This window comes from Actinomadura sp. K4S16, assembly GCF_008327685.1.
Taxonomy (GTDB): Bacteria; Actinomycetota; Actinomycetes; order Streptosporangiales; family Streptosporangiaceae; genus Spirillospora.
The window spans coordinates 807,977-820,000 of the sequence record NZ_BDDE01000012.1 but is presented as its reverse complement, the minus strand read 5'-3'; the positions used below and the strand labels follow the sequence as shown (position 1 = coordinate 820,000).

Annotated in this window: 11 protein-coding genes; 5 read left to right on the top strand and 6 right to left on the bottom strand. The window is 73.2% G+C overall.

The features are described from left to right. Nucleotides 1–135: 135 nt before the first annotated feature. Nucleotides 136–1,350, bottom strand: coding sequence for a nitrate/nitrite transporter (locus K4S16_RS15130; RefSeq protein WP_149259521.1), 1,215 nt, complete (start codon nt 1,348–1,350; stop codon nt 136–138). Between the two features lie 131 nt (nt 1,351–1,481). Next, complete coding sequence (locus K4S16_RS15125; RefSeq protein ID WP_149259520.1) at nt 1,482–2,051, bottom strand: helix-turn-helix domain-containing protein; 570 nt, start codon at nt 2,049–2,051, stop codon at nt 1,482–1,484. 64 nt (nt 2,052–2,115) lie between these two features. Here K4S16_RS15125 and K4S16_RS15120 point away from each other — a divergent pair, with 64 nt between their 5' ends. Both K4S16_RS15120 and K4S16_RS15115 read left to right on the top strand, forming a co-directional pair. Beyond that, nucleotides 2,116–3,039 (top strand): NAD(P)/FAD-dependent oxidoreductase, encoded by a 924-nt coding sequence (locus K4S16_RS15120; protein ID WP_149259519.1) that lies wholly within the window; start codon nt 2,116–2,118, stop codon nt 3,037–3,039. 9 nt (nt 3,040–3,048) lie between these two features. Further along, a complete protein-coding gene (locus K4S16_RS15115; RefSeq protein ID WP_149259518.1) occupies nt 3,049–4,056 on the top strand; it encodes a transcriptional regulator in 1,008 nt (335 codons plus the stop codon). A gap of 12 nt (nt 4,057–4,068) precedes the next feature. On the opposite strand, the gene K4S16_RS15110 is transcribed toward K4S16_RS15115, so the two are convergent. Further along, nucleotides 4,069–5,517: a wax ester/triacylglycerol synthase family O-acyltransferase gene (locus tag K4S16_RS15110; protein ID WP_149259517.1), complete on the bottom strand. Its 1,449-nt coding sequence runs from the start codon at nt 5,515–5,517 to the stop codon at nt 4,069–4,071. A 267-nt stretch (nt 5,518–5,784) separates the two neighbouring features. Here K4S16_RS15110 and K4S16_RS15105 point away from each other — a divergent pair, with 267 nt between their 5' ends. Continuing rightward, complete coding sequence (locus tag K4S16_RS15105; RefSeq protein ID WP_149259516.1) at nt 5,785–6,462, top strand: uracil-DNA glycosylase; 678 nt, start codon at nt 5,785–5,787, stop codon at nt 6,460–6,462. A 198-nt stretch (nt 6,463–6,660) separates the two neighbouring features. On the opposite strand, the gene K4S16_RS15100 is transcribed toward K4S16_RS15105, so the two are convergent. After that, nucleotides 6,661–7,515, bottom strand: a complete 855-nt coding sequence (locus K4S16_RS15100; protein ID WP_149259515.1) for a hypothetical protein — start codon at nt 7,513–7,515, stop codon at nt 6,661–6,663. A gap of 133 nt (nt 7,516–7,648) precedes the next feature. On the opposite strand from K4S16_RS15100, the gene K4S16_RS15095 reads away from it, so the two are divergent. Further along, on the top strand, nt 7,649–8,434 hold the full coding sequence (locus K4S16_RS15095) for a 1-acyl-sn-glycerol-3-phosphate acyltransferase (protein WP_160160918.1): 786 nt from the start codon (nt 7,649–7,651) through the stop codon (nt 8,432–8,434). Between the two features lie 87 nt (nt 8,435–8,521). After that, nucleotides 8,522–9,679, top strand: a complete 1,158-nt coding sequence (locus K4S16_RS15090; RefSeq protein WP_308800793.1) for a DUF5925 domain-containing protein — start codon at nt 8,522–8,524, stop codon at nt 9,677–9,679. A gap of 12 nt (nt 9,680–9,691) precedes the next feature. Here K4S16_RS15090 and K4S16_RS15085 read toward each other — a convergent pair whose 3' ends face one another. Both K4S16_RS15085 and K4S16_RS15080 read right to left on the bottom strand, forming a co-directional pair. After that, complete coding sequence (locus tag K4S16_RS15085) at nt 9,692–10,873, bottom strand: PLP-dependent aspartate aminotransferase family protein (protein WP_149259513.1); 1,182 nt, start codon at nt 10,871–10,873, stop codon at nt 9,692–9,694. A 326-nt stretch (nt 10,874–11,199) separates the two neighbouring features. Beyond that, nucleotides 11,200–12,000, bottom strand: coding sequence for a DUF2470 domain-containing protein (locus tag K4S16_RS15080; protein WP_235036799.1), 801 nt, complete (start codon nt 11,998–12,000; stop codon nt 11,200–11,202). Nucleotides 12,001–12,024: the final 24 nt, after the last annotated feature.

Below are 12,024 nucleotides of genomic sequence, written 5' to 3'. Positions count from 1 at the left end.
CCGTCATCCAGCAGAAGCTGGAAAGCCTTCTTAACATAGGAGGAGAGTCAGCCAGCTAGTCGCGATGGCGCCGCCAAGGCCACGCGGCCCTACGGCGGCTACATCGTTGTTGCGCCCCAAGATGCTACGAACAGGTCATAGGGCGAGGTGGCGGCGGGCCAGGGTGCGGGTGCGCAGGACGCCCGTTACGCCGATCGCCCAGATGCCGATCTGGACGGTCCAGGCCGCCCGGAACGCTCCAGGTGTGAACTCGCCCCCGGGTGACAGGGCGTCCAGGACGAGCCCGATCAGCAGGATCGTGACGAGGGATGCGACGAAGCCGCCGACGTTGACGATGCCGGTCGCGGTGCCCTGCCGCCCGGGCGGGTTGAACGTCCGGGCGTAGTCGAAGCCGATCATCGAGCCGGGGCCGCCGGGCGCGACGCACAGCACGAGGAGCACCAGCAGCCAGGACGGCGCGGGCGGCGGCACCGCGAGGACGGCCGCCCACGCCGTCGCGTTGAGCGCGACGATGCCGAGGACGAGCCACGAGCGGCGCAGCGGGTAGCGCGCGACGAGCCGTCCGATGAACGGCCCGGACACGACGTTGACCAGGACGAACAGCGTCAGCAGCGTCGAGGCGGTCGCGGGCCGCATGCCCTGCCCTGACACCAGGTACGGGTAGCCCCACATCAGCGCGAAGGTGTTGGACGAGAACTGCGTGACGAAGTGCGACCAGAGGCCGAGGCGCGTGCCGGGGTGCCGGAACGCCTCGGCCAGGTTGGTGCGGGTCTCGCGCAGGGACGGGACGTTCGCGCGGCCGGGGCCGTCCCGCAGCACGGCGACGGCGAGCACCGCCATGAGGGCGCCGAGCGCGGCGGCGGAGCCGAACGCGGTGCCCCAGCCGGGGCCGTGCAGAAGGGCGACCAGGGGGACCGCGCTGAGCACCTGGCCGAGCTGTCCGAGCTGCCCGGTGAGCTGCGTGACGACCGGGACGTAGCGTCCGGGGAACCAGGTCGCGACGATGCCGAGGACGCTGATGAACGTCATGGCGTCGCCGGCGCCGACCATCACGCGGGCGGCGACGGCCGTCCCGACGTCGGCGGAGACCGCCATGAGCGCCTGCCCGCCGGCCATGAGCAGAGCGCCGCCCGCGACCATCCAGCGCGGGCCGACGCGGTCGAGCAGCAGCCCCACGGGGATCTGGAGGCCCGCGTAGACGAGCAGTTGCAGGACGGTGAAGGACGCGAGGATCCCGGCGGACGCGTCGAACCGGTGGACGGCGTCCAGGCCGACGACGCCGAAGGACGTCCGGTGCAGTACCGCCACGGCGTAGGCGAGGACGCCGACGCTCCACAGGACCCACGCCATGGGGGCGGGCTTCTGACGGGCAGGGGCTTTCTGGGGGGTTTGGGCGGTCTGCACGGATATCAAATTTATGTCACGACCGCCGGTGACCTTGCTGGCGGGGGTCGCGACGGGCGGGGTCAGGACTTGCGGGGTCAGGACTTGCGGGGTCTCGCGCGCAGGTGCATGCGCTCCCCCTGCGGCCCGAACAGGCTGAGCACCTCGACCGGCCCGCCCTCGCCGCCGAACGAGTGCGGCAGCCGGGTGTCGAACTCGGCCGCCTCCCCCGCCTCCAGCACCATCTCGCGGCCGGCGAGGTGCAGGCGCATGCGCCCGTTCAGCACGTACAGCCACTCGTAGCCCTCGTGCGTCCGCGGCTCGGGCAGCGGGACGCGCTCGGGCACGAACATCTTGAACGCCTGGACCCCGCCGGGACGCCTGGTCAGCGGCAGGACGGTCATGTCGTGCATGCGCAGCGGCCGCGGCCGGATCCGCGGGTCCCCGACGGCCGGGGCGCCGACCAGCTCGTCCAGCGGGACCTGGTGGGCCTGTGCGAGCGGGAGCAGCAGTTCCAGGCTCGGCCGCCGCTTGCCCGACTCCAGCCGCGACAGCGTGCTCACCGAGATGCCGGTCGCCTCGGCGAGCGCGGTCAGCGTGACGTTCCTCTCCTGCCGCAGCCTCCTCAGCCTCGGCCCGACACCGGCGAGGACGTCCTCGGTCTCCATGCCCTCATTGCAGGATCGGCAAAGAACTTTGTCAAATCCGGAAGGCGCGGCGCACCCTCGTGCCATGACCGAACGAGACATGACCGAACGGGACGTACTGATCATCGGTGGCGGACCGGCCGGGCTGAGCGGCGCCCTCGTCCTCGCCCGCGCCCGCCGCTCCGTCACCGTCATCGACGCGGGCGAGCCGCGCAACGCCGGGGTCGACCACATGCACGGCTTCCTCACCCGGGACGGGATGCCGCCCGCCCGCCTGCTGGAGACCGGCCGCACGGAGGTGCGCGGCTACGGCGGCGAGATCCTGGAAGGGAGGGTCGCCCGCGCCGAAGAGGACCGCGGTGGCTTCGTGCTCACGCTCGCGGACGGCACCCGGCTGCGAGGGCGCCGCCTGCTCGTCACCACGGGTGTGACCGACGTCCTGCCGGACGTCCCCGGGCTTCAGGAGCGGTGGGGCCGCGAGGCGCAGATGTGCCCCTACTGCCACGGCTGGGAGGTCCGCGACAGGAGGATCGCCGTGCTGGGGACGTCCCCGGGCTCGGTCCACCAGGCGCTGCTGCTGCGCCAGTGGTCGCCGGACGTGACGTTCGTCGCGGACGCGCCGCCGGTGGGCGAGGACGCGGCACGCCTGGCCGCGCGCGGCATCCGCGTCGCATCGGCCGGCGTGCGCCGCGTGGTCGTCGAAGACGACGGGCTCACCGGCCTCGAACTCGCGGACGGCTCCGTGCTCGGCTGCGACGCCGTGTTCCTCGCGCCGACCTGGGTCCCCAAGGCCGGGCCGCTGACCGACCTCGGTTGCGAGACCGGCGACGACGGCCTCGTGAAGGTCGACCCGACCGGTCGGACCAGCGTGCCCGGCGTGTGGGCGGCGGGCAACGTCGTCGTCCCCTTCGGCCAGGTCGTCATGGCGACCGCGGCCGGGGCGATGGCGGCCGCGATGATCAACGGCGACCTGGTCGAGGAGGAGGTCGCACAGGGCCTCGCCGCCTAGGCTCGGCGTGTGGTGAGCGACGGGCTGTCGGCGGGCGAGGTGCGGTGGCGGCGGGAGCGGGCGGCGTTGAACGACGCCCGCGGTCCGCTCGGCGAGGTCGCGGACGGGCTGTACCCGGACGTGCCGCGCGTAGCGGAGACGCCGCTGCTCTGCCGGGACGCCTGGATCCCCGGCGCGCCGATCCCGCTGGAGGAGATCCGGCTGGAGTGGGAGGACCGTCCCGCCCCGCCCGCGGTCGCCGATCCGGCCGAAGGGCTGCCGGACGGGTACCGGACGTACGCGGAGGCCGTCGCCGCCCTCGCCCCGCCGAAGGTCTTCGAGGACCGTCCGAGCTACCGCCTCGTGGCGGCCGATCCGCCGGTGCTTCGGCTCGGCCCCGCCCGCTACTTCGACGCCGTCAACGTGGGCGAGTCGGTTGCGCACGAACTGGCGGCCGGGGTGGCGGGGCTGCCGCTGCGGGACCGGGTCGGCGACCCGTGCGACCTGGCCCGCCGGCCCGCGCTGCCCGCCGTCACGACGGTCACCGTGACGACGTCCGGACGGTACGTCCTGCATCGGCGCGACCCGGCGAAGGTCGCGCACGCCGGCGGGCTCTACCAGGTGATGCCGGTCGGGGTGTTCCAGCCGCTCGGCGGCGAGCCGCCCGACCTGTGGCAGTGCATGGTCCGCGAGTACTCCGAGGAGTTCCTCGGCGCGGACGAGGACTACGGCGACGGCTTCGTCCAGGAGGACTGGCCCTTCCACCGGGCGATGACCGCCGCCCGGCACGAGGGGCGCATCCGGGCGCACTTCCTGGGGCTCGGCATCGACCCGCTGACGCTCGCGCTCGACCTGCTGACCGTCGTCGTCATCGAGGACGGGCTGTTCGGCGAGCTCTTCGGCGGTCTCGTCGCGGTCAACGACGAGGGCGAGGTGTCGATGGCGCCGTTCGGCGAGGCCGTCCCCCGGCCGATGCAGCCGGCGGGAGCCGCCGCGCTCGGCCTGGCGCGGCGGCACCGCAAAGCTCTCGGGCTGTGACGGCGGTCGGGCTCACTCGCGGCTGAGCGAGCGCAGCTCGTCCAGCGCGTCCACCAGGTGGTCGATGATCTCGGACGGGTCGGGGACGAGGTCGCGGCAGGCGACGATGCCGACGTCCACCTTCCCGTCGTAGGAGAACACCGTGATGTTGAGGCCGCCGCTGACGTCGGTGATGACCGAGATCGGGTAGTAGCCGAGCACCTTCGCCCCGCACAGGTAGAGCGGGAACTGCGGGCCCGGGACGTTCGAGATGACGAGGTTGACCGGGCGCAGCGACACCGCCGGCACGGCCTGCATCGCGAGCCGCGTGACCGCCGCGGCGAAGGGCGCCGGGAGCAGCCCGCTCATCTCCCGCACCCAGTCGCCCGACGACCCGGTGAAGCGCCGCTTCGCGACGTCCATGTCGCTCCGGACGGCTGCGTAGCGGTCGGCGGGGTCGGGGACGTGCGTGGCGAGCGGCGCCGTCATGATCGAGACCTGGTTGCCCGGCTGCGCGGCCGCGCTCGCGCCCCGCCGCATGGACACCGGGACGGCCGCGACCAGCGGGCGCTCGGGCAGCTCGCCGCGCTTGTCGAGCCACTGCCGCAGCGCCGTCGCGCACAGCGCCATGACGACGTCGTTGACGCTGCCGCCGAGGGCGCGCCGGATCTCCTTGATGTCGGCGAGCGGCAGTTCCCCGCACGCGACGGCGCGGCGCCGTCCGATCGGGTGGTTGAACGGCGTCGGCGGCGCGGTCACCCGCGGCGCCTTCGGCAACTCCGGGCGGCGCAGCGCGCCCCGCGTCACCGACGACATGAGCCCGACACCGGGAATGGCCGAGATGCCCGGGACGTCGCCCAGGTAGGGCACGGTGCGCGCCGCCGAGATCGCCGAGCGCACCGGGTGCAGCGCGGTCCTCAGCAGTCCGGTGCCGAGCATGCTCGCCATCCCGGGCGCGCGGGTGGGGACGGTCTCGTCGGCGGGCAGGTCGCGGGGCTCGGGCGTCAGGTCGAGCAGCGCGGCGAGCGTCTCGGCGGCCATCACGCCGTCGATGGCCGCGTGGTGCACCTTCACGTAGACGGCCGTCCGGCCGCCGGCGAGGCCCTGGATGAGGACCATCTCCCACAGCGGGCGCGACCGGTCGAGCGGCTGCTCGTGCAGCATCGCGACCAGGTTGAAGAGCTGCCGCTCGGAGCCGGGCTCCGGCAGCCCGAACTCGGAGATGTGCCGCTCGGGCTCGAAGTCGGGGTCGTCCTCCCAGTACGGGTGGTCCAGGCCGAGCGGCACCTGGACGAGGCGCTGCCGCAGCGGCCGGGCCGCGAGGTGCGCGCGGCTGCGGATCAGCTCGGCGACGTGCGGGACGGTCAGCCGGCCGCCGGGGCACGTCCCGGGATCGACGATGCCGAGCCCGGCGATGTGGGCGTGCGTGGTGGAGTTCTCGGCATGGAGGAAGGTGGCGTCCACGGTGGTCAGCTGGGTCATGCGTTCGTCCGTCCGCTCGTCCTGCGCCCGTCCTTACCTCTCTAGGAGTTATGCGCTCGACGGCCGTAGGTCAATGAAGGCCGCCATGAAGTAACAGCGACTTAACGGGACGTTTCACCCAGTTCATCGCCCACTTTCCGGTGCGCTGGAGAACATTTGCCCGCTACCCGACCTCATGTGGTCAGAAAACTTCACAATGCAGATCAAGGCGGCGAACTTTCACCGGGCCCCGGATCACTCAAGATCATCGCACTAGGGTGGTGCGCCATGACGGGACGACCACTCTCGGAGATCGTCGAAGCGGGCTGGGCGACCGCGCTGGACCCGGTCGCCGGGACGATCGCCGCCGCCGGCGACTGGCTGCGCGCCGAGGTCGCCGCCGGCCGGCGCTACCTCCCCGCCGGGAACCACATCCTGCGCGCCTTCACCCAGCCGTTCGACGACGTGCGCGTCCTCATCATGGGGCAGGACCCCTACCCGACGCCCGGCCACCCGGTCGGCCTCAGCTTCTCGGTCGCCCCGGACGTCCGGCCGCTGCCCGGCAGCCTGATCAACATCTTCCGCGAGTACTGCGACGACCTCGGCCACCCGCAGCCGTCCAACGGCGACCTCACCCCCTGGACGGAGCAGGGCGTCTGCCTGCTCAACAGGTCGCTGACCGTCATGCCGGGCAAGCCGGGCTCGCACCGCAACAAGGGCTGGGAGGAGGTCACCGAGCAGGCCATCCGCGCCCTCGCCGCCCGGAACCGCCCCCTCGTCGCCATCCTGTGGGGCCGGGACGCCCGCAACCTCAAGCCGCTGCTCGGCAACGTCCCCTGCATCGAGTCCGCCCACCCGAGCCCCATGTCAGCCGACCGGGGCTTCTTCGGCTCCCGCCCCTTCTCCCGAGCCAACCAACTCCTGGAACAACAGGGCGCACCCGCAGTTGATTGGAAGCTGTGCTAACCCAGGGGGGCGACCCCCTGGAACCCCCGTTACGAGCCGGGCGATCCTCACGCCACGGCTGAGGTCGTCGTGCCCGTGCGGGTTGTTGCGTGGCGCTGCGGTCGCCCGGCTCGGCGGGTCGTGCGGCCTCCAGGCGCCAGAGCGCCTTCCGGCCGCCCGACCCGCGCCCGTGGCTGAGGCTCGCTTCCAGAACAGGCACTATTCCTGGGGGAGTTTGCGGAGGAAGAGGGCGAATTCACCGGCGCCGCCTGCTGCGTCGGGGGAGAGGGGGGTGAGGCGGCGTTCGCCGTGGCTCCAGTAGACGCCGGGGGCGCAGGGGTCGTCGGCGGCGGCGTGCATCTCGCGGACGACGTCGGCGAAGACGGGCAGCACCTCGCGGACGGCCGTGGAGGTGATCGGGTACAGCAGCAGCGTGCTGTGGCAGGGGACCCCGACCAGGGCGCCGTGCTCGTTCGGCCACGGCACGAACTGGTGGACCTCGCTGAGCAGCGCCGACACGTAGCGGCTGCCGGGCTTGCCGACGACGCGGACGTTGCGGCCGGGCAGGAGCGGCTGGTCGTGGACGGACACGTCGGCCAGCTCGCGGTCGTGGGTGTTCGTCATCACGTAGCCGAGCTTGTGCAGGCCGAGCAGGCCCGCGCGGGCCTTGGTGAGGGGGCCGCCGTAGCGGGGGTGCTCGATCATCACCATGGCGTCGAAGTGGTCGCCGGCGGGGACGACGACGAGGCCCTCGCGGTCGCGGGGGTCGAGCTTCGGCACGATGCGCAGGCGCAGCAGCTCCCGGACGTCGCCGAACAGCTCCATCTCACCGACGGCGAGGAACGCGCGGTCGCCGACCTCGCGGACCCACTCGTCCACCACCTTCGGCCACGCCGAGCGCGGCTCGCGGGCGCAGCGCTCCAGCACCGTCCAGCTGGAGGCGCGCGCCTCCGACCGGCCCACGGGCAGCACCACCTCGGAGGTGCCGGGATCGAACCAGGCGCTGGGCGCCAGGGCGGGCAGCACGTCGCGGATGAGCGCGTGCACGTCCGCCGCCGCGTCCAACGGTTCCATGGGGCTCATCCTCCCTCAGCCTTCGGCGGATCACGTCGTACACCACCTTCTCAGAGTTGGGCCCGGTTGTGCGATGCATCCCGATCCCCGCCTCGCACTCGCTGATCAGGAGTTGCTCAAGTACGGTGCCTACATGCGCGAACTCGTTTACCCACCGGTCATCAAGACGGCTCTCGGCGTGTTCAAGGCCCTGAACATCAGAGTCCGTCTGGAGGGGACCGACCAGATCCCCAGCACCGGTGGGGCGGTGCTCGTCAGCAACCACGTCAGCTACCTCGACTTCATCTTCGCCGGCCTCGCCGCCCACCCCAAGGGCCGGCTGGTGCGGTTCATGGCGAAGAAGGAGATCTTCGACAACCGGATCGCCGGGCCGCTGATGCGCGGCATGCACCACATCCCGGTCGACCGCAACGCGGGCGCCTCCTCGTACGCGGCGGCGCTCAAGGCCCTGCGGAGCGGCGAGATCGTCGGGGTGTTCGCCGAGGCGACCATCAGCCGCTCGTTCACGGTGAAGGACATCAAGAGCGGCGCGGTGCGGATGGCGGTGGCGTCCAAGACCCCGCTCATCCCGGTCGCGCTCTGGGGCCCGCAGCGGATGTGGACCAAGGGCCGCAAGCGCCGGCTCCTCCAGCGCAACGTGCCGGTGACGATCCTCGTCGGCGAGCCGATGTACCCCAAGCGCGGCGACGACTACGAGCAGGTCACCCGGGATCTGCAGGCCCGGATGTCGGAGCTGCTGGAGCGGGCGCAGCGCGAGTACCCCGAGGTCCCGGGCTCGGACGAGACGTGGTGGCAGCCCGCCTACCTCGGCGGCACGGCGCCGACTCCGGAGGAGGCCGAGAAGCTCGACCTGGAGGAGGCCGAGGCGCGCAAGGCCGCCCGCGCGGAGCGCGAGGCCAAGGAGGGCGGCGACTCCTGAACCGCGCCGGTTCCTGACGTACGTCGACGCGGCGCGCCCGGCTAAATCGGTGGACGCGGCGCGCCGCCGGGCGTGATCATCGTTGCCATGACCATGTCGCAGGAGAGGCCGCAGGAGGTCCTGCATCTGATCGAGCCGCTGGAGGGCGCCGACGCGCCGGAGCCCGCGCTGCCCGTGGTCTTCAACCTGTCCGACAACAACTCGCCCGCCGACGTGATGGACGTGCTGTCGCTGCGCCCGTTCGCGTCCGGGGAGCAGCCGTGGTCGCGCTCGACGCGGCTGGAGAACGTCCGCGCGGAGGCGCCGCTGCGCCCGGACGACGCCAGGCTCGTGCGGGTCGCGCACGAGAAGGGCAAGGAGTCGGTGCTCGCCGAGGGCGACGGCTGGACGCTGCTCACCAACCGGTGGAAGAGCGGCGTCGCCTACGTCGCGGTGTCCGCCGTGACCGACGAGCTCGCCGAGACCGTCCTCGAGGCGTCGGTGAAGGACGCGACCGAGCCGCCGAAGGTCGACGAGACCAGCGTCGAGATGGGCTTCTGGCACATGGGGGCGCACGGCCCCGTGCGCAGCGAGCGCGCCATCACCGCCGACGCGTGGGAGGACATCCGGCGCAACTACACCGCGCCGGTCGCCGAGGCGCTCGACTCGGTGATGAAGCTCACCCGCGAGGAGGTCTCCGGACGGCTGCTGCTCCTGCACGGCCCGCCCGGCACCGGCAAGACCACCGCGCTGCGCGCCCTCGCCCGCGCCTGGAACGGCTGGTGCCAGTCCGACTGCGTCCTCGACCCCGAGGCGCTGTTCGGCACGCCCAGCTACCTGATGGAGGTCGCGGTCGGCGACGACGAGGACGAGAACCGCCGCTGGCGGCTGCTCATCCTGGAGGACTGCGACGAGCTGATCCGCGGCGAGGCCAAGCAGTCGACGGGCCAGGGCCTGTCGCGGCTGCTGAACCTCACCGACGGCATGCTCGGCCAGGGCCGGGACGTGCTGGTGGCCATCACCACCAACGAGGATCTCGCCATGCTGCACCCGGCGGTGGTCCGTCCCGGCCGCTGCCTCGCGCAGATCGAGGTGGGCCGGCTCACCCGCGCGGAGTCGCTCTCCTGGCTGGACGGCTCGGACGTCCCCGCCGCGGAGATCGGCGCCGACGGCGCGACGCTCGCGGAGCTCGCCGCGCTCCGCAAGGGCGAGAAGCGCCCCGAGGGTCAGGACGCTCCCGCCACCGACACGGGCTTCTACCTCTAGGCCGCCGTCCGGTCAGGCCGCCTTCCGAAGGGCCTGGTCGATGTCGGCCCAGAGGTCGCCCGGGTGTTCGAGGCCGATCGAGAGGCGCACCGTTCCCTCGCCGATGCCGGCCGCGGCGAGGGACGCGGCGTCGAGCTGCCGGTGCGACGTGCTGGCCGGGTGCATGACCAGGGTCGCGATGTCGCCGAGCGACGGCCCGAGCGAGACGAGCTCGACGGCCTCGGAGAACGTCCGGCCCGCGTCCCGGCCGCCGTGCAGCTCGAACGCGAGGACGCCGCCGGCGCCGTCCGGCAGCAGCCGCCGGGCGATGTCGTGCTGCGGGTGGTCCTCCAGCCCCGGGTAGTGGACGCGGGCGACGGACGGGTGGGCGGCCAGGCGCCGGGCGAGGTCGAGGGCGGACGCGCTCTGCCTGGCGACGCGCAGCGGCATCGTGGCGAGGCCCCGGACGGTCAGCCAGGAGGCGAACGGGTCGGGAGTGGAGCCCAGCTCGACGGCGTGCTCCCAGACGCGCTGGTGGACGGCCTTGTCCGCGAAGACGGCGGCGCCGCCGATGGTGTCGCCGTGGCCGCCGAGGTACTTCGTGGTCGAGTGGACGACGATGTCGACCCCGTGCTCGATGGGCCTGCACAGGAGCGGGACGAAGGTGTTGTCGACGACGGTCAGCACGCCCGTCCCGCGGACGGCCTCGGTGAACGCGGGCAGGTCCGTCACGTGGGTGGTGGGGTTGGCGACCGTCTCCAGGTAGAGGATCCTCGTCGTGTCGCGCAAGGCGTCGCGCACCTCGGCCGGGTCATCGCCGGAGACGAACGTCACCTCGACGCCCCACCGCGCGGCGAGGTCCTGGAGCAGCGCGTGGGTTCCGCCGTAGAGGGCGGCCTGCGCGATGACGTGGTCGCCGCTGCGCAGCAGCCCCATCAGGACGGCGTTGACCGCGCCCATTCCGGACGCGGTGGCGAGCGTGCCCGATCCGCCTTCCAACTCGGTGAGGGCGTGTTCCAGCGCGCGGACGGTCGGGTTGCCCATGCGGGCGTAGAAGAACGCCTCGTCCGGGCCCTCGAACGCGGTCGCCAGCTCGTCGGAGGCGTCGAAGGAGAACAGGTGGCCCTGGTAGAGCGGCACGCCGAGCGGGCGGCTGCCCTCGGGGACGATCACGGGCGGGTGGACGGCTCGGGTCTGCGGATGGTGTCCGGTCATGTCCTCAAGCCTGCGCCGGGATCGGCGCGGCGGAAACGGCCAATCGCGACCAGTGGCCCGGACCGCGCCCCCGTTCCGAGCTCCCCGATCACGCTCGCACGGAGCCGGACCACCGGCCCGGCCGAAGGCGCCGCGTCCCTCGCCGGCCGGTACGGTCCCGCCACCGGCCCGCCCACCCCGCGAGGGCGGACCGGTGGTCGGGGTCGTCCGGACGGGGAGCCGAGCCCCTCGGCCGGAGACCCGATCATCACCCGGCGGGGCCCCCTCCCACCATCCGTGGGATCACCGGTATTCCGGGGCCGGAACCCGTACCCGCCGCCCGCGCACTACGGGGTCGCCCGGGCGAACAGCCGCCGGTACACCTGCCGCAGACCGTGGAGATCACTGACAGGCCCCGCGAACGCGAGCCGCACGTCGACCGGCCCCCGCGCACTCGGCGGCGCGTCCGGCGGCGCCGCGCAGCGCAGCCACATGCCGTACCGGTCGAGCCCGAGCGGCCGGACCGGCCCGGACGGGGCCGACTCCGGCAGCAGCCGCGGCAGCTCGGCCCGGTGGGCGGAGTCCAGGTGCGTCAGTATGCCCGCCTCGACGGCGACGAACGGGTCCGGCGCGGCGGCCGCGTACTCCTCGGGCTCAAGGAGCGCACTCCCCCACGCGTCGGCGACCTCGACCTGGGCGACCTCCAGGGCGAGGACCGTCCACTCGCGCCGGCCGCCCCGCTCGGCGCCGAGGTCGAGCAGTTCGGGACGCGGATGCGCGTGCGAGAGGCGCAGCGCGGCGGCGCGCAGTTCGCCGCCGGGGACCTCGGTCAGCCAGCCGTGCAGCCAGGCCCGGCCCCGGACGCGGTCCGGCAGCGGCACCGGCGCGACGTCGGAGATCCGCAGCGTGGCGGGCACGTCGTCCTCGCCCGCCAGGGCCGCGAGGACCGGCGCGTCCGCCCGGACGAGAAGCAGCGGCCTGCCGTCCCGGTCGGTCGTGTGCGCCGGGACGGGCGCGCTGGGAACGCCCGGTGCGATGAGCACGCCGTCCGCGAGGCCGTAGGCGAGGGTCCGCGCGCGCTCCGCCGCCGTCGGGCCCTGCGTGCTCTGCATGGACTGGCTGGTCTGCGTGGACTCCGCTCGCGGCACCGTGTCTCCTTGACGTTGAAGTTA

What these genes read in the sequence shown, in the direction of transcription:
- K4S16_RS15130 (WP_149259521.1), bottom strand. Translation starts at nt 1,350, where the DNA reads ATGGCGTGGGTCCTGTGGAGCGTCGGCGTCCTCGCCTACGCCGTGGCG.
- K4S16_RS15125 (WP_149259520.1), bottom strand. Translation starts at nt 2,051, where the DNA reads ATGGAGACCGAGGACGTCCTCGCCGGTGTCGGGCCGAGGCTGAGGAGG.
- K4S16_RS15120 (WP_149259519.1), top strand. Translation starts at nt 2,116, where the DNA reads ATGACCGAACGAGACATGACCGAACGGGACGTACTGATCATCGGTGGC.
- K4S16_RS15110 (WP_149259517.1), bottom strand. Translation starts at nt 5,517, where the DNA reads ATGACCCAGCTGACCACCGTGGACGCCACCTTCCTCCATGCCGAGAAC.
- K4S16_RS15105 (WP_149259516.1), top strand. Translation starts at nt 5,785, where the DNA reads ATGACGGGACGACCACTCTCGGAGATCGTCGAAGCGGGCTGGGCGACC.
- K4S16_RS15100 (WP_149259515.1), bottom strand. Translation starts at nt 7,515, where the DNA reads ATGGAACCGTTGGACGCGGCGGCGGACGTGCACGCGCTCATCCGCGAC.
- K4S16_RS15095 (WP_160160918.1), top strand. Translation starts at nt 7,649, where the DNA reads ATGCGCGAACTCGTTTACCCACCGGTCATCAAGACGGCTCTCGGCGTG.
- K4S16_RS15090 (WP_308800793.1), top strand. Translation starts at nt 8,522, where the DNA reads ATGACCATGTCGCAGGAGAGGCCGCAGGAGGTCCTGCATCTGATCGAG.
- K4S16_RS15085 (WP_149259513.1), bottom strand. Translation starts at nt 10,873, where the DNA reads ATGACCGGACACCATCCGCAGACCCGAGCCGTCCACCCGCCCGTGATC.